Below are 16,660 nucleotides of genomic sequence, written 5' to 3'. Positions count from 1 at the left end.
CACTTTCTTCATTTTATTGTTCTGGGAGGGATTAAAATGCTAAATGTGATCAATTTGAAAAGTATATGAAATTTAGAAGAAAGACTATAAAATCTAGTTTAAAGCAGTTAGTTTCCAACGTGCAGGAGTGGCTCGCCCCAATATTGGACAAATACCGCCACAAGGGTGCCTATTTTGTAACCGCATTGATCGCACTGGTTCTGATTGTTTTGGGAATCAATGTTTTTGTTGAGCTTACCGAGACACTTAAAACAGAGTATTTAGGCACGATAGATAGCCAAATAACCCAATTCGTTTTTTCATTTCGTTCATCAACACTCACCGATTTTTTCATTTTTGTCACTAACATAGGAGATGTGAACGGTTATCTGGTTATTCTTGCCTTAATGGTACTGGCCACCGCATTTATTTATAAAAAATGGAAGTATGTTGGCCAGATATTTTTGGTCCTTTTATTGGCAACTACCTCAAATATGGTACTTAAACGTTTTATTGATAGGGCACGACCGGATTTGGAACATATAGTAACTGTAGAGACACTGAGTTATCCAAGTGGACATGCCATGAGCGCTATGGCCTTTTATGGTTTTCTAATTTATCTCCTCCACAAATTTAGGATAAAACCTTTGGTGAAAAATATACTTATAGTGCTCGTGTCACTTCTTATTTTGAGTATAGGGGTCAGTCGCATTTATTTAGGAGTACACTTTCCTTCCGATATTTTAGGTGGATTTATAGCAGGAGCAATTTGGGTGTTCTTCTGTATCCTATTGTTCAATTTGATGGAATTGTTTCGGAAAGATTCCAATACCTGATTTTTGTCATCAACTTTTTGATAATCAGTACTTCATCGGTTTGAATCAATAATCCAAGTTATCGAGCAAAGATAAATAGCAAAACTGTATTAGTTTAATGTTGCATGATTGAAAATCGATCAAGCGTAAAACATAAAATTAATATGCAGATAGTTTTTGAATATGACAATGTCGCCCAAAGCGACCGTTTGGAACAGATAGCTAAGGAAAAATTGGAGAAAGTTTCGAACAAATACGACATGGTAATCAGGGCAGATGTCTTTTTTAAGGAAGAGAACACTTCTTCCGACCAAGTAGGGAAGATATGTGGCATTCGATTGAGCCTTCCAGGCCCGCGTTTGTTTGCTGATTCAAGCAAAGAAAACTTTGTAAATGCCATCGGTGAATCCGTAGAAAATCTAGAAAGACAACTACGAAAGCAAAAGGAAAAAATGAATCAATAATAACCCTAAAAGTAAATTGCACTATGAAATTGAAAGATAAAAAAATAGCGATTTTAGCCTCAGATGGCTTTGAAAAATCAGAATTATTCGAACCCTTAAATGCTTTGAAAGAAGAGGGCGCAGAAGTACATGTTATATCCCCCGAGAGCGGTTCCATTAAAAGTTGGGACAAAAAGGATTGGGGAGAAAGTGTTTTGGTAGATATTACCATTAGCAATGCCAATCCAGAAGATTATGATAGCTTGGTACTCCCGGGCGGAGTCATAAACCCTGATACACTTAGAATCAATGAGGATGCAATCGCATTTATAAAATCCTTTTTTAAAAATAGTAAGCCAGTTGCCGCAATTTGCCATGCACCTTGGCTATTGATAAGTGCCGGTGTTATTGAAAATAGAAAGGTGACATCGTATAAAAGTATTAAGGATGATGTGATTAATGCAGGCGCCCATTGGGAAGATAAGGAGGTGGTGGTAGACCATGGCTTGGTGACGAGTAGGAATCCTAACGATCTACCTGCATTTATTTCCAAAATTATCGAGGAGACATTGGAAGGTAAGCACAAAGACCAAACTGTGGATGCCTGATCCAAGTAAACAACAGATTAAAAGTAAAAGCCCCGAAATTGGGGCTTTTTTAATACATCATTTATTTCTTCGGCAAAGGACTAGTCCAAACAGTCAAAACATTTGGAAAGTTCCTCACTAAGCTCTAAATCTTCGGAGCCGTTGAGCACTACCGGCTCCAATTCACGTTCGTCCAGAATTTGCTTAAAGATTTTGGCATATTCCACAATGCCCTCCCTGCGCGCGATCAATTTTGTTTTTATTTCTTCTCCGTTCAATTCATAGATGTTTTCTGGCCATACCCGAAAGGCGTTGTTTATTACAGAATCGTTAAGTGTTTCTTGTAAAAGCTTTGCTTGTTCGATAAAGGTTTCCTTTGGGACCGATTTTAGAAAGTACACATCGAATGCCTGCACCAAACCGGGCATATGTTCAATATCCTCTTCGTATGATTGCACTTCTGGTAGAAAAAGTTCATTTGATATAATGGAAGGGATTACACCGTCTTGTTTGAAAAAAGCATTGTCCCTGTCGCCTGCTATGGGGTGTGCTATCCATTTATCTTCCTTTTCCTCTATGGCCCAGCCCCATTGTTTGGCATGCCGGTCCCAGTCCCCAATAATCAGGTCAAAAAGCCTGGCACGTACAATTTGGGGATAGTCCAAGATAATCGGTTTGCCTTCGCTCTTCCATTCTTGAATGTCATCGGTATCAGCAAGTTCCCTTACATTGGTATAATCTGTCCAGTTTACATCCCCTTCTGTTTCATACTCTAAAAAGAACAAACGATTACCGTATTTGTCGTTATGTTTTTCCAATGTGGATTGCTCCGGCACAAAATATACCTTAGGATGTGTGTGTATTATCTTTGCCGCTTCTGACAGCTCTGCCACGACCAATGCCGAATAGGGATGCTGGGCAGAAATACCATCCACCACGATGTTTTCCAAGCCCAACTTCTCAGCTGCTTCGGGAATCAATTTGGAGGGATCCTTGGTAATGGAACGTAAGGAATACCGGACTCCGTTGTTATCGGCCAGTTCCAATGAGTGGGTCTGCATGCCACCCCCTTGTTCAATCACTTTTAAGCCTCCAAGCAAAGTATCGAGATAAACGATAGGTACACGGATAGGAGCACTCCATGCATCCCTGTATTGCTCTCCTTGCATTATTTTTTTTAACCAATCACCTTCATAAAGAGTGTTCGCGGCAACCACGACCGAATCATATTGTGTAAAATCCGTTTCTTTTACCTCGGAAATGTCAAGTATTTCACAGGTTTTGAATTTTTCCGAAGTGCTGTTTACCGAAATATAGGTGAGGCCTACCAATCCAATTAGCAAGACGATTGCCAACATTACTATTTTTTTCATATTGAAATAGTTTGTTTTTTATGTGTAGATATAATGGTTAAATACCTACTTAAGATATTGTGGTTTTACATTAAGGAATGCTTCTAAAACATTCAATTGTAATCCAAAAGAGTAGTTTTTTTAAGATGTAAAGTTGATATTGGTTATTTTTTATAGATGATAGTTTCAGTTGTCGGGATTGCTGTCTTGCTCCCCCGTTTTTTCATCTTCACTCACAGTAAGATAATGGTCGGTTTGTCCAAGGCCAACTATCTTAATTATGTTCACCACAGTATTGTACAACATAAGAATCACCACGATTAATGCAGCGCTAAGAATACTGGATATAGCCAAACTAGAGTAGTAAATAACGCTATACCAATTACTGGGTACATTCTCTGATTCTGTTATAGGTAGATTGAACAAAACAAAGGATATCAATGCGGCTATAAAAACCACGGTATCAAATTTTGCAATCTGAAGTACGTGTAGATAATGGTCGTTCTTAAGTTTTGATTTAGTTCCAGAACTCAGTCCTAACAAAGTCAATAACAAGGTCAATGTGGTTGCAGATGCGAGAACTATGGTATTGCAAAGCATATTCAGCCCCGAAAGGGATTTGTTTATGAGAACCTTGGCTTCGTAACCACTAAGCTCTCCCAACATAAAGGATCCAAATAAAATTACTATCAATGATATAACCCCGCCTGTGATGGCCCTTTTAGTATAAATACTCAGTTTTAAATTCATTGGTTGTTGATTGTACTGTTAAAAGTAAGGTCTTTGACACTAGTTGGTTAACGCTATTAGGATTAACATTGATTCGGATAGCATTCACCTTGATGGAAGGGTTAGATTATCTTTTCAAAAAAAAGAGAACTATGCATACTGGCCCGACATTAATATGTATTCCCGATATAAGTGGATTTACCCGTTTTATGGGGGAGATAGACTTTGAATTGAGCACCAAGATTATTCCATCACTGTTGAACAAGATTATATATTCCAACGAAATTGGGCTTAAAATATCTGAAATAGAGGGGGACGCTGTACTTTTTTATCGTACTGGTGAGCTCCCGAGCTTAAAGGATTTAATTGACCAGTGTATTTATTTTTACACCGAATTTTATAAGCAGATGAATGTACTGCGCAGTATGAATAATGGACATAAAGGTGTGGACAAGATACCCGAGCTCTTAGGACTTAAAATAATTCTTCATTATGGTGAGGAGGTAGGTCTGGTGCCCATTGGAAAGAACATCAAATTAATGGGGGAGGATATTATTGTGGCACATAGGCTCTTAAAAAATACCATCCCTACGGATGAATATATCTTGTTCTCAAGGGATATTCTTTCGAGCTATAGCCAAGAGGATAGGCAAGAACTTCAGATGGGAAAAAACTTAATATCGGGTAATATCCAAGTGGACCATTTGGGTCAAATCGATTTCAAGTATATTGATCTATTGCCCTTCCGTCCTGATATGTAGTTAGTTTCACGAGATTCTGCCATTTGCGAGCATTGAGATCAATAGAGTCCAAAAGATGATTGTTTGCATCAACCCACCCTGGATTTTCATGGTAATTTTAAATTGAACGCCAAACGGTAGGCAAAATAGTTACCGCAAAATTTACTAGTATGAACAAAGATATCAAAGAGGTAGAGGGTCATCTGAACGAAATTGTTCAAAAAAATGAGGATGCCATCAAAGGATATAAAAAGGCAGCCGAAAATGCCAAAGAAGTTGGACTTCAAAATTATTTTAAAAACAAGGCAAGAGAACGTAGAAATTTTCTAAATGAGCTCAAAGCCGCAACACCGGTCCTAGATCTGGACAAAGGTATGGATGGGAGCGCCAAAGGAGCAATGCACCGAGCATGGATGGATATGAAAGCTTTCTTTTCCGGTGATAATGATGAGTCCATGCTGGAAGAAGCCATTCGAGGGGATAAAGCAGCAGTAGAAAAGTACAACGAGGTTTTGGCCGATACACACTTGCCAATCAACTCTGCAAATGTTATAAGAAAACAACGGGATTGGATTGTGCAAGACTTGGAAGCCAATAAAAAACTGGAAGATGTAATGTAGTTAATTACAAGCCTTACAAAGTAAAGCCGGTCGTATGCCGGCTTTTTTAATGCCCAAATTCGGGAATAACCCAGCACACCATTTCATTTGAAATATGTGCTAAACCTTAGGTTTAGGAGTAACAGCGTCTATAATCTCTTGCTCCATTCCAAAATAATGTAAGGCAATGGCAAAAGCCAGCACGGATAGTATAATTCCCACCATAAAAATGGTATAGGTCCATCGTAACAATTGGTATTTTGATTGTAATACTTTTCCCAGATAGTATAAATCAAGCGTTAGGGAGTCGTAGATAGTTTCTTTACTCTCAATGATGTCCCTTATTTTTTCTTTGAATGCTTGTGATTCCAAGGCGTGGAAATTACCAAAAAACAAGTGGTTGGCATTTTTGGCCTGTATATCTCCTTCAACAACAGCCTTGTTCTCTATTTTGGGTCGTGTGGCCAAAACAGACATGATTATGGAAGCTATGCTGAATACGACAAAGATTACCGTTGGATATATTAAATAAGAATTAGAAGGCACACCGAGTTTGGGAATCAAATTAGCTAAGAGCAAGGATATAATAATTGCATTGACGGATAATAGGATGTTGGCCTTGGTATCTGCTATATCACTTAGCTTTAAATGATTTCTTAGCTGGGTCCTGTACATAGATTGAATTGCTCTTTCCGGGCTTTGGTTCTTTAGTTTTACCTTGAGCTTTTCTTTTTGCTTGGTCTTGACGATTTTTGCCGCTTTCTTTATTAAGGATATTATATTGTCCTCCTTTTGGGCTTGCCAATTTTCCAAAGCATAAACCGTATAATATCTATGATCGGTCCTTAGTATTTCTATATGATTTTTATACCATTGGTTCTGAGAAAGAGGATTTTGACCTAAGTTATCCATTTCCATACGTTCTAACTCCAATAATTCACTAAGATTGTTGGAAGCATAACGGAATGTTCTAATATCTTTTATCGCGCCCTCTTCAATTGTATTCGGAGCTTCGCTATTCCATGCGGCCCCTACTAACAAAACAATTCTTTCAACCTTATCATTGCCGTAGTCCTGATCATGTAAAAACTGTCGGACAATTTTTTGACTTTTTTCAACATGATTTTCATATCCTTTCGAAAAACCGGCATACAGAAACCATGATGCGACCATCACTTCCTCTCCTTCAATCCTCTCACTCGAACCTTCAATTAGTTCTTCTGCCGTGCCTACGGTATTTTTGGTCAAACTAAGGTTATGGAACAAATAGTTGTTGCTTATCTGTTCCGACATTAGCTGAGAAATAAAAGTTCTACAATGCTTTAAAATCGTTGTCATTTATGATGGTGGTTATTTACGGTTGCTTCAATAGTATTGTAGTCTGTACTTTGACCTGAAAAAGATATAGTTAATGACAATATTAAATTGGCTTAAATGATTGAAAAAGTAACTCAAAAAAGTTACGGCTCTGAAAGGCTTCTTACAATCTGTACTTATTATTTTGGATTCTTTAAACTTCTTCAATATATGGCTTAAGGGTTATCCTGGCAGGTTCCAATAAAGTCACTTCCTTCCAGATTCACTAACAGGTCGCCCTGAGTAACTTTCCCCAGTATAGTTGTCAATAAAATACAAGTTTCCCTTTCGCCAACAGGGGCTTGGGTTACATATACTTCAGTTCCATCAACAGCAAAATATAGAGGAATCCTGTCCATTTAAAAAACCGTTTCCCGCTATTCATTTTTTACTTTGAAGCTTTCATTGATTGTTTCCTAGAAGATTTTTCGGGTTAACAGGTATTGGTTCCTATTTTTGGATTAGGATAATTGTCGGATTGATCCTCGGTAGTGTTGTCCAAGCAAGCAAAATCCTTTTCAACCAACAGCGAAAGCTGTTTTCCGTTGGGTAAATCCATTGTGCCGCTAAAACCAACCTTATCCGAAATGTCCCATCCCGATTGTTTCTTATCGTCCAGATATAGGGCAATGGTATTTTCCTCATAAGAGGCCTCTAGGCTATCAATGCCTTTCTTTGCTTTTAGTACATAACTGAAAACACTGTGACCAAAATCTGTGGTTTCCTTGTACAACCCTGTTTTGCAAAAGGTTTCCACTTCGGTTTTCGTCAATCTGTACCGTATCGAATTTCCTTTTATCCTAATCTTCATACGTCTCTTTTTTTTGCTTTTTTGTCTCGTTCAAATTGTAATTGATGGTAACACGTGTTCCGTCACCGGGGCTGGAGTTGATGAACAATCTACCGTTTATGTAGCTAATGCGCTCCCTCATAAAAAATACGCCCATTCCACCCTCACTGTTGTTTTTTGGAGGACGTTCCAAAATAGTCGGGTCAAAACCTTTGCCATCATCATCTATGACCACGCTCAACAAATTGTCCGTATGGTTTATGGAGACCAAAATATAATTGGCATCCGCATATTTAATGGCGTTGTTCACGGCTTCTTGTGTAACCCTATAAATATTGGTTTCCGCCAACGAGTCAAAACGGATGTTCTGTTCAGCCTTGTTCTCGAACAAAATGTTCTTTCCCGTTAATTTACCCAATTCCGAAGTCATTTTTTGCAAAGCGGGAAAAATACCGTGGTCGCCCAATTCCGGAGGGGTAAGATTAAAGGTAGCGGTGCGTACGCCTTTGATCAGATCAGAAGTAAGCTCTTTTAGATAAGCTATTTTTTCTTTGGTGCGCTCCTTTTGGTCCAAGTTGATGGATTCGATATTGAACCTTAATGCCGTAAGCATTTGCCCAATGCCATCATGGATGTCCTTGGCGATACGTTTTCGTTCCTCTTCCTGGCCCTCCACGATAAGACTTGCCTGCAATTGTTTCTGGTGCATGCGATCTTCATAATTTTGAAGCGTAAGTTGTTCCACCTTTTCTTGGTTGTTCTTGCGCTCAGTTATATCTGAACATAACAGCAAAACACTTTGTTTTAGGCTTGTTTGGTGCATGGGAACAATGGACATGTCCAACCACAATTTGTTGCCCGCTTTGGTCTTTATTTCAATTTCCTCCGTTCTGATGCTCTTTCGGGGTTTCGTCAAAATCTCTCCAAGATATTGTCGTTGTCCTTCATCGGTGGTCAATATTTCCGAAAGATGTGTGTTAGGGGGAATGTTGGATTCATCCAAAAGTGTCAAGAATTTTTTACTGATAAACACAACGGTACCATCACTGCGGGCACTGGCAAAGAGAGCAGCATTGTCAATAACAAAGTTCAGTTCTTTCAGCTCTTGGAGTGAGCGTTCCTTTTCTTCGAATATTTTTTTGATTTCCTCGGCGTCTTGCTCCGATTGTAACTGACTTTTGACCAGATTACGTATAGTTTCCTTGATTTGAATGGACAACGGCCTGAAGATGAACAGGACCTCCAAAATCAAAATCAATAGAGAAAAACACAACAAAAGGTATTCCTTGACCTTTAGCTTTTGGAGTCGTTCTTTACTGATGGCATCATATTCATTGACAATGGTGTCCATTTTTTCTAAAAAGGGACCTTCACTGGCCAACAGAACATCCAATGCTTGTCCAGACGTATCTTTTTGGGAAAGGATTGTTTTTACGGCATTTATCATGGTATCGTAATGCATGGAAAGCTCATCAAAATGTTCTAGAATTGACACATTGTCCTCTTTGGGAAGCCCTATACTGTCGTTGCCCATTTGAAGCCCTTCGTGGGATGTCTTCCAGATATAAAGTGTACTGTTCAGCTCTTTTAAAAGCTCCTGTCTCTGGTTTTCTTCAAGATTTTCTTGGTTGAGTAACAAGGCCTCCTTGACCAATTTTTGGCTATAGGCACGTTGTCGACCCGCCACATTGATTACCCGGGAGTCGTTCAGTTGGGAGTTGAGGTGCTGTTGGATAAGGATTTGGGCTATGATAATGGTAAGGGCAATGGCCGATAGTGCCAATAGATACCACTTTCGGATTCTCAAGAAGGTCGAGACCTCCAATGTTTGCTGCTGATTGCTCCTTTTCATTTGTTTGTCCGCACCCATTTTGGGCATTAATTGGATAGGGCCTTGGAGACCAGTTCCATTCCTCTTTCCGAAAAGGCCAAGGTTAAGGCGGCTTTATGGCCTTTCTGTGACATTTTTTTCCAAGTTTTTTGCAAAATGGAGATAATTTTATCGTCATCGTGCTTTATGAGGAACGGCTCGTAATAGTACTTTAAAAAGACCAAGCAAATAACATCTTCCAATGTTTGGGTCTCCTCATCTTTTTTCAATTGTTTTTTGAGCAATAGAAACGATACCCTATCAATAGTATCTTCATCGTAACCTACTTTCCGTAATATATTGCTTGCTTTTTCCGCATGGAACTTTTTGAGTTCTTGCCTCCATTTCAGGTAACCCACCCGATTCATTTCATAGGATTCCCTAGGTATTTCCCACCTGCAAATGTGCTGGCAACGTGCCGTTAATTGCAATGCTTCCGAAGCATCCGGTTCAAATTCATTAAGTATATCGGTCATACGCTGTGCGTACAATAGCTCTTTTGGATATAATTTTCCTTCAGAGCTTTCCTTGTTGGGGTCTTGTGCATTGGCCCCATCAAACAGGTTGAATGCTTCCAGAAGTTTTTCGGACTTGCCCATATTCATTGGTTTTTCTTAAAACTATTCAGAAAAACCAATATACACAAAGCCATTTTCCACTTTTACGGGAAAAGTGGAAATCGAGGGCAGGTCTCCGTTTAGGTTTTCCCCAGTTTCCAAAGAGAATGTTTTTTTGTGCATGGGGCAGGCCACTTTGGCAATACCTTCGGAATCCCCTAACATGCCCCGCGATAATACCATTTCCATTTTATGGGGGCATAGGTTTTGACAGGCATACCATTTTTGTTTTCGTTTAAAATGATATAGCGCAATCTGTTTGTTCTTATATTTTACACATGCGCCCCCGTTTTCAGGTATGTCATGTTCTTGGCAAGCTTTGAACCAAACCGCTACCTTGTCCAAGGCAACCGGGCTGTATTGTTGAAATAATGTTTCCATAGTGTTTATAATTTAGTTGGTCCATGGTTCTGGCATTTTCTGTTCTCTCATGGGAACAAAGACCAAATTATCGTCCCTGTCATCCGTATTGACAAAATGCTTGAAGCGCTTACCGATTTCTTCATTTTCCACAGCTTGCTTCCATTCACATTCATACTTGTCCACAAGGCCCTGCATGTCAGTTTCGAGTTCCTCGGCAATGTTCAAACTGTCTTCGATGACAATTTTTTTAAGTTGTGCCATGCCCCCTTCCAGTTTTTCCAGCCAAGCGGCAGTGCGCATTAGTGGGGCAGCAGTCCGGATATAATACATTAAAAAGCGGTCCAGGTATTTGATGACAGTTTCATTATCTATTTGCTCCGCCAATAATTGTGCGTGCTTAGGTGTGGCACCACCGTTTCCACATAGATAGAGGTTCCAACCGCCTTCTACGGCGATTACCCCAAAATCTTTTCCGCGGGCCTCGGCACATTCACGAATACATCCAGATACTCCTCCTTTTAGTTTGTGAGGAGACCGAATTCCTTTATAACGTTCTTCGAGGGCAATGGCAAAGCTTACGCTCTCGTCCATACCGTATCGACACCATGTGGAGCCTACACAACTTTTTACGGTACGTAAGGATTTACCATAAGCATGGCCACTCTCAAAACCAGCATCAATAAGTTTTTTCCAGATGGCGGGAAGATCGTTCAGTTCAGCTCCAAATAAATCAATGCGCTGGCCTCCCGTAATTTTGGTGTACAAACCGTATTGTTTGGCCACATCTCCAAGAACGATCAGTTTGTCGGGAGTTATTTCACCCCCGGGTATTCGTGGCACTACCGAGTAGGAACCATTTCGTTGGATATTGGCCAAAAAGCGGTCATTGGAGTCTTGTATTACGTCTTCTTTGTTGGCGGTATGGTTATAGATGGTGGCAAAAATGGAGGCTAATGCCGGTTTGCATACTTCGCAACCATCACCATGTCCGCATTTGTCAAGAGCCTCATCATAACTTGTGATACCTTTTACCTTGATGATGCCGTAGAGTTCTTGTCGCGTATATTCGAAATGTTCGCAAATGACATCTTTCACCTCTTTCCCCATGGATTTTAGCGTCTCATTGACCAGCTCCACCACCATGGGCTTACATCCGCCACAACCCGTTGTGGCTTTGGTACAATTTATAACATCTTTTAGAGAATTAGACTTGCCATCCAAAAGAGAGGAACAGATGTTTCCTTTGGAAACGCTTTCACAGGAACAGATTTGGGCGGTATCGGGCAAATCCATGGCACTACCAAAAGCAGAGCCTCCTTCGCCGCGTGCCCCTACGATCAATTCTTCGGCATTATCGGGCAAAGCGATACCATTCAGGTACATCTGGTGCAGAATATTATAGTCTGCAGCATCCCCAACGAGAATCCCTCCCAAGAGCGTTTTTCCGTCATGGCTTACATTGATTCTCTTGTAGAGGTATTTTGTCTTGTTTTCAAAAATGATGGACAATCCTTTTTCTGTAGGCATGTATGGAACACCAAAACTGGCTACGTCCACACCCATTAATTTAAGTTTTGTTGACATATCTATATGCTCTGGCATAATGACCCCTTGATTACCCAATATCTGGTTGACAGCAACATCGGCCATTTCATAACCGGGTGCAACAAGGCCATATATCATTTGGTTGTACAAGGCCACCTCGCCAATGGCGAATATATCTTTAGTGGATGTTCGCATTCTATTGTCAACGATGATTCCACCTCTTGTTCCCATTTCCAGTCCGCAGGTTTTACCAAGCTCATCCCGAGGGCGTATTCCTGCCGAAATGATGAGCATATCCACATCCAGTCGGTCATCTTCCCCAAACTCCATTCCTTCTATTGCCTTGTCGCCCAATATTTTATTGGTTGCCTTGCTCAAATGTACCTGTATTCCCATATCCTCCAATTTTAACTGGAGAACATTACTACTTCGGCTATCCAATTGTCGGGGCATCAGTTTTGGGGCAAATTCCACTACGTGCGGTTCTAGGCCCATATCCAAAACAGCCTTTCCCGCTTCCAGTCCTAAGAGCCCTCCTCCTAAAATAGCTGCTTTTCCGTTGGGTTTAATGGCTTTGATTTGTGAAGCATAGGCCATCATTTCCTCTAAATCTTCTATGGTTCTGTAGACAAAGACACCTTCTTTTTCAACCCCGGAAATAGGAGGCACAAAAGGAACGGAACCTGTAGCCAAGACCAAATAATCATAGGTATAGGATTTGCCCGAAGCGGTATGGATCTCCTTATTCTCTTTTTTAATATCTGACACCCGCTGTCCTGTAATAAGTTCAATGTTATTTTCTTTGTACCAAGAGGCAGGTGCAAGTTCCAAAGCATTTGCATTTTGATTTTCAAAATATGCACTGAGGTGAACCCTATCATATGCAGGTCTGGGTTCTTCACCGAACACAATAAGCTTATATTCATCGCTGGAGGATTTAGCTACAAATTTTTCACAAAACTTATATCCCACCATTCCGTTGCCCACTACAATTACAGTTTTCATATACATATGATTTTAAAATACAAATCAAAACTAAGTATTATTACGTATATATTTAGTTATTTTTTAAAAATAAATACGTATTCTTGTTGTGGAATTCGTAAAAATCAAAACAAATAATTATAATGAAGCAATATAGGCAAGAGGCAAGAGTAACTTTGGTCGGTGCAGGTCCTGGCTCATCAGACCTCATTACTGTTAGAGGTTTAGAGGCTTTGAAGCAGGCTGATGCTGTTTTGTATGACGCATTGACGGATACAAATTTACTAACCGAAGCTCCAAGGCATATTCCGAAAATATACGTAGGCAAACGGTGTGGAAAACATAGCTTTGGTCAAGATGAGATCAATGCCCTTATCGTAGATAATGCATGTAGGTATGGTCATGTGGTCCGACTAAAAGGAGGTGACCCGTTTGTATTTGGTAGAGGAATGGAAGAAGTCGAATATGTGGAATCTTTTGGAATTCCAGTGGAGGTGGTACCGGGTGTGTCCAGTGCTATATCGGTACCGGCAAGTCAAGGAATATCCATAACCAAAAGAGGGGTGAGCAACAGTTTTTGGGTAGTGACCGCGACTACAAAAGAAGGTGAGCCCTCCAAGGATTTTCAATTAGCTGCGCAATCTTCCGCAACACTGGTCATTTTGATGGGGGTCCGTAAGTTGGTGGAAATAGCCACGGAAATAGGAAAGTATAGAAAAAGCTACACACCACTTGCCGTTGTTCAAAATGGAACCTTGCCAAACGAGAATTGTATTACAGGAACATTAAATGACGCCATTTATATATCGAGCAAAATGGATTTGTCATGCCCCGGAATAATTATTGTGGGTGATGTGGTGGCCGACCATCCATCATTTTTTGAAGATGCTATCCAAAGAGTTGTAGGAATGGAGCTCTAAACCCATACCTTATTATAGTATAGCTTCCTGTTGTGTTCAATGCCTATTTTCAAATTATCAGTAGCACAAGGCTCATTTTTATGATGTCATAATATGACAAGGTATCTTCAGGATATTTCATAAAAATACGTAGAAAACAGGTGTAAAATTCAATAAATACGTATAAATACTTAGATTTGATTGTCTAATCAATTAATCTAAGTATTATGAAAGCCACACGATTAAATCTATTGAATCTTAAAAGTATACCCATTAGAACGTTTTGGATTTCTGCCATTGCTTTCTTCATTTGCTTTTTTGCATGGTTTGGAATTGTTCCTTTTATGCCTGATGTTGTTAAGGATTTGGGATTGACTCCATCGCAAAAATGGAATTCTATAATTTTAGCCGTTACGGGTACTGTTTTTGCCCGATTGCTTATTGGTAAGTTGTGCGATAGGTTTGGGCCGAGATTGTGCTACACTTGGTTATTGATTATTGGGTCTATTCCCGTAATCTTGATAGGTTTGGTCCAAACACCCTTACAGTTCTTGTTATGTAGATTTCTTATCGGATTCATAGGGGCTTCCTTTGTTATTACCCAATTCCATACTTCCATTATGTTCGCTCCCAACATTGTGGGTACTGCAAATGCCACATCGGCGGGATGGGGAAATCTTGGGGGTGGTGCCAACAGATTGGGAATGCCTTTGATTGCTGCTGCCGTGGTAAGTTTTGGTGTTGCCGATGAAATTGCATGGCGTTACTCCATGGTTATTGCAGGAATAGTTTGTTTTTTAATGGGGCTTGTTTACTACTTCTTTACCCAGGATACCCCGGAGGGCAATTTTGCAGAATTGCGGAAAACAGGAAACATGCCGGTTTTGAAGAAGGATAAAGTATCTTTTGTGAGCACCTTGAAAGACTACCGCGTTTGGATATTGTTCTTGGTGTATGCTGCTTGTTTTGGTATGGAGCTTACCGTTTATGGTACCATGGACGATTATCTACAAAACACCTTTGGCTTGGAGAGGATTATGGCAGGGAACATTGTTTTGTCCTTTGCCCTGATGAATATTTTTGCTCGTACCTTGGGCGGCTTTTTCGGTGATCGTTTCGGAAAGTTAAAAGGGCTTCGTGGAAGGGTTTTGTTCCTGACTTTTATTTTGATGGCCGAAGGCGTTATGCTCTCCGTGTTCTCATTGACCACAAGTCTTGCAGTGGGAATCATCTTTTTGGTGGCTTTTAGTCTAACTGTTCAAATGGCCGAGGGTGCAACATTTTCTGTTGTTCCCTTTATCAACAAAAAAGCTATTGGTTCCATCTCGGGAATCGTTGGGGCAGGGGGGAATGTTGGTGCATTTTTGGCCGCACTTTTATTAAAATCTAAATCGGCAATAGCTGAAAGCATGGCTATAAAGGCTAATGAGGGGTTAGGTGAAGAAGCGGTAAAAGCGGCACAAGCTGCAGCTGCTTCAAGTGCCGTATCCAACGGATATTTTATTATTGGAATTTTTGTGGTCGTAGCGGCCATCAGTGCATTTGCCATTAAATTCTCTACCGTGGATGAAGAAGCCGTACTTCAAGAAATGGAAGGTAAAATGGCCATGTCGACCGTGGAAAGTTAGAACCCTGGGTTTTCCTTATAATTCAACCAAACAGTAAACAATATGAAGTTTTTCAATAAGAAAAGGCTATTGGTGTACCTATGCCTTATGGGAATACATTTTTCCTTTGCCCAATTTATTGTGGACGGGCAGTTTAGACCAAGAACAGAGTATAGAAATGGCTTTGGAAATTTAATTTCAGATGCTTCCGACCCTGGTTTTGCGACCGCTACGCGTGTTCGCTTGAATACGGATTACCAAACCGAAAAGTATAGGTTCTACTTGAGTCTTCAGGATGTTTTTGTATGGGGTGAAAACCGTCAATTACAGCTTGAGGATGAAAACAATTCATTTGCTGTTTTCGAAGCTTGGGCCCAACTTGATCTCGGTTCCGGCTGGTCCGCAAAATTGGGTAGACAAGTACTTTCCTATGATGACCAGAGGATATTGGGCGAAGTGGACTGGACCCAACAGGCCAGAAACCATGATGCGGCCCTGATACAATATTCTAAAGATAATTTGGTTATCGATGCTGCCTTTGCCTTTAATCAGGACTTTGATAATCCAAGTGGTTTTCAATCTATAGGAAATACCTATAATACCCTGGGCTTTTTTAGTTATAAGACCATGCAGATGCTCTACCTAAAACAAAAATGGGAAAGTTTTGCAATAAGTCTGTTGATGCTCAATAATGGCTTTCAAAATTTTGATGGGAATGATATTGCAAATGGTGTAAGTAATTTGCAGACATTGGGTGTGCACTTTGCGTATAAAAAGGGAGATTTCGGGTTGGCCGCAAATGCGTTTCTTCAAACAGGGGAAAGACAAGGGGAGTTGGATGTAAAGAGGGCATATTTGTTGGGGTTTGATGCCAGTTATAAGGCATCGAACACTTTTGGCCTAGGGGCTGGATTTGAAATCATAAGTGGGAATGACGGACAGGCTGAAGGCGAGACAAGTGCTTTTTTTCCTTTATATGGAACAAATCATAAATTCAATGGTTTTATGGATTATTTCTATGTGGGAAATCATGCCAATTCCATTGGATTGTTTGATGTCCATATCAGTACCAATATAAAATTAGGAGAAAAATCTAGCCTCTTGGCCAAGGTTTTAAATTTTAAGGGAGCGCAGGACCTGCCCGGTGGAGAAAACTCTTTGGGAACCGAAGTCGATTTGGTGTTCACCCAAAAATTCAATGGTTACGCACTAAAAGTGGGATATTCCCAATTGTTTCCTGCAGATGGCATGTATGAACTTAAGGGCGTGGCTGAGACAGATGCCGCCAGTGCCCAAAATTGGGCGTGGGCCATGTTGGTCATCAAACCAAAGTTGTTCTCAACGAACAAAGAAAATTAACAAGTAGAGTTGGTTGTAGTCAAGGC

The 16,660-nt window shown here is 40.2% G+C and carries 17 protein-coding genes; 8 read left to right on the top strand and 9 right to left on the bottom strand.

Annotation, left to right across the window (positions count from 1 at the left end; genetic code table 11):
- Window positions 1-65: 65 nt before the first annotated feature.
- The 3 genes from DCK90_RS01005 to DCK90_RS00995 all read left to right on the top strand — a co-directional run bounded on the left by DCK90_RS01005 (window position 66) and on the right by DCK90_RS00995 (window position 1,845).
- A complete protein-coding gene (locus tag DCK90_RS01005; RefSeq protein ID WP_108244308.1) occupies window positions 66-815 on the top strand; it encodes a phosphatase PAP2 family protein in 750 nt (249 codons plus the stop codon).
- A 143-nt stretch (window positions 816-958) separates the two neighbouring features.
- Window positions 959-1,258, top strand: coding sequence for a ribosome hibernation-promoting factor, HPF/YfiA family (hpf, locus tag DCK90_RS01000; protein ID WP_108244446.1), 300 nt, complete (start codon window positions 959-961; stop codon window positions 1,256-1,258).
- Window positions 1,259-1,281: 23 nt separating this feature from the next.
- Complete coding sequence (locus tag DCK90_RS00995) at window positions 1,282-1,845, top strand: type 1 glutamine amidotransferase domain-containing protein (protein ID WP_108244307.1); 564 nt, start codon at window positions 1,282-1,284, stop codon at window positions 1,843-1,845.
- An 80-nt stretch (window positions 1,846-1,925) separates the two neighbouring features.
- Here the strand turns inward: DCK90_RS00995 and DCK90_RS00990 are convergent, their stop codons facing one another.
- Both DCK90_RS00990 and DCK90_RS00985 read right to left on the bottom strand, forming a co-directional pair.
- Window positions 1,926-3,197 (bottom strand): hypothetical protein, encoded by a 1,272-nt coding sequence (locus tag DCK90_RS00990; protein ID WP_234414550.1) that lies wholly within the window; start codon window positions 3,195-3,197, stop codon window positions 1,926-1,928.
- Between the two features lie 165 nt (window positions 3,198-3,362).
- Complete coding sequence (locus DCK90_RS00985; protein ID WP_108244306.1) at window positions 3,363-3,926, bottom strand: hypothetical protein; 564 nt, start codon at window positions 3,924-3,926, stop codon at window positions 3,363-3,365.
- Window positions 3,927-4,057: 131 nt separating this feature from the next.
- Between DCK90_RS00985 and DCK90_RS00980 the strand changes: the two genes are divergently transcribed.
- Together DCK90_RS00980 and DCK90_RS00975 are read left to right on the top strand one after the other, a co-directional pair.
- Entirely contained in the window at window positions 4,058-4,666 is a 609-nt protein-coding gene (locus tag DCK90_RS00980; RefSeq protein ID WP_108244444.1) for a DUF2652 domain-containing protein, read from the top strand.
- A 149-nt stretch (window positions 4,667-4,815) separates the two neighbouring features.
- Window positions 4,816-5,265: a ferritin-like domain-containing protein gene (locus tag DCK90_RS00975; protein ID WP_108244305.1), complete on the top strand. Its 450-nt coding sequence runs from the start codon at window positions 4,816-4,818 to the stop codon at window positions 5,263-5,265.
- A 99-nt stretch (window positions 5,266-5,364) separates the two neighbouring features.
- On the opposite strand, the gene DCK90_RS00970 is transcribed toward DCK90_RS00975, so the two are convergent.
- The 7 genes from DCK90_RS00970 to nirB all read right to left on the bottom strand — a co-directional run bounded on the left by DCK90_RS00970 (window position 5,365) and on the right by nirB (window position 12,790).
- Window positions 5,365-6,537, bottom strand: coding sequence for a Pycsar system effector family protein (locus DCK90_RS00970; RefSeq protein ID WP_108244304.1), 1,173 nt, complete (start codon window positions 6,535-6,537; stop codon window positions 5,365-5,367).
- Window positions 6,538-6,776: 239 nt separating this feature from the next.
- Window positions 6,777-6,959, bottom strand: a complete 183-nt coding sequence (locus DCK90_RS00965; RefSeq protein WP_108244303.1) for a hypothetical protein — start codon at window positions 6,957-6,959, stop codon at window positions 6,777-6,779.
- Window positions 6,960-7,033: 74 nt separating this feature from the next.
- Window positions 7,034-7,411: a DUF7009 family protein gene (locus DCK90_RS00960; protein WP_108244302.1), complete on the bottom strand. Its 378-nt coding sequence runs from the start codon at window positions 7,409-7,411 to the stop codon at window positions 7,034-7,036.
- Window positions 7,401-9,260: a PAS domain-containing sensor histidine kinase gene (locus DCK90_RS00955; protein WP_234414548.1), complete on the bottom strand. Its 1,860-nt coding sequence runs from the start codon at window positions 9,258-9,260 to the stop codon at window positions 7,401-7,403. The genes DCK90_RS00960 and DCK90_RS00955 overlap by 11 nt, the downstream gene beginning before the upstream one ends.
- Before the next feature lie 8 nt (window positions 9,261-9,268).
- The gene (locus DCK90_RS00950) at window positions 9,269-9,859 is read right to left on the bottom strand and encodes a DUF4202 domain-containing protein (protein ID WP_108244442.1); all 591 of its coding nucleotides are present in this window, start codon (window positions 9,857-9,859) and stop codon (window positions 9,269-9,271) included.
- Between the two features lie 21 nt (window positions 9,860-9,880).
- The gene (gene nirD, locus DCK90_RS00945; protein WP_108244301.1) at window positions 9,881-10,258 is read right to left on the bottom strand and encodes a nitrite reductase small subunit NirD; all 378 of its coding nucleotides are present in this window, start codon (window positions 10,256-10,258) and stop codon (window positions 9,881-9,883) included.
- A gap of 12 nt (window positions 10,259-10,270) precedes the next feature.
- Window positions 10,271-12,790, bottom strand: coding sequence for a nitrite reductase large subunit NirB (gene nirB / locus DCK90_RS00940; RefSeq protein ID WP_108244300.1), 2,520 nt, complete (start codon window positions 12,788-12,790; stop codon window positions 10,271-10,273).
- 122 nt (window positions 12,791-12,912) lie between these two features.
- Between nirB and cobA the strand changes: the two genes are divergently transcribed.
- From cobA to DCK90_RS00925, 3 genes are all read left to right on the top strand, one after another.
- Complete coding sequence (gene cobA, locus DCK90_RS00935) at window positions 12,913-13,689, top strand: uroporphyrinogen-III C-methyltransferase (protein ID WP_108244299.1); 777 nt, start codon at window positions 12,913-12,915, stop codon at window positions 13,687-13,689.
- A 206-nt stretch (window positions 13,690-13,895) separates the two neighbouring features.
- Window positions 13,896-15,296 (top strand): MFS transporter, encoded by a 1,401-nt coding sequence (locus DCK90_RS00930; RefSeq protein WP_108244298.1) that lies wholly within the window; start codon window positions 13,896-13,898, stop codon window positions 15,294-15,296.
- 42 nt (window positions 15,297-15,338) lie between these two features.
- Window positions 15,339-16,634 carry an alginate export family protein gene (locus tag DCK90_RS00925; protein ID WP_108244297.1) on the top strand — a complete coding sequence of 432 codons (1,296 nt, stop codon included), beginning with the start codon at window positions 15,339-15,341 and terminating at the stop codon, window positions 16,632-16,634.
- The last annotated feature ends 26 nt before the right edge of the window (window positions 16,635-16,660 follow it).

Origin of the sequence: Muricauda brasiliensis (genome assembly GCF_003057865.1) — a bacterium.
GTDB classification, from domain to species: domain Bacteria; phylum Bacteroidota; class Bacteroidia; order Flavobacteriales; family Flavobacteriaceae; genus Flagellimonas; species Flagellimonas chongwuensis.
Note: the sequence above shows the minus strand (reverse complement) of the source record. Positions and strands in the feature narration are given on the sequence as shown.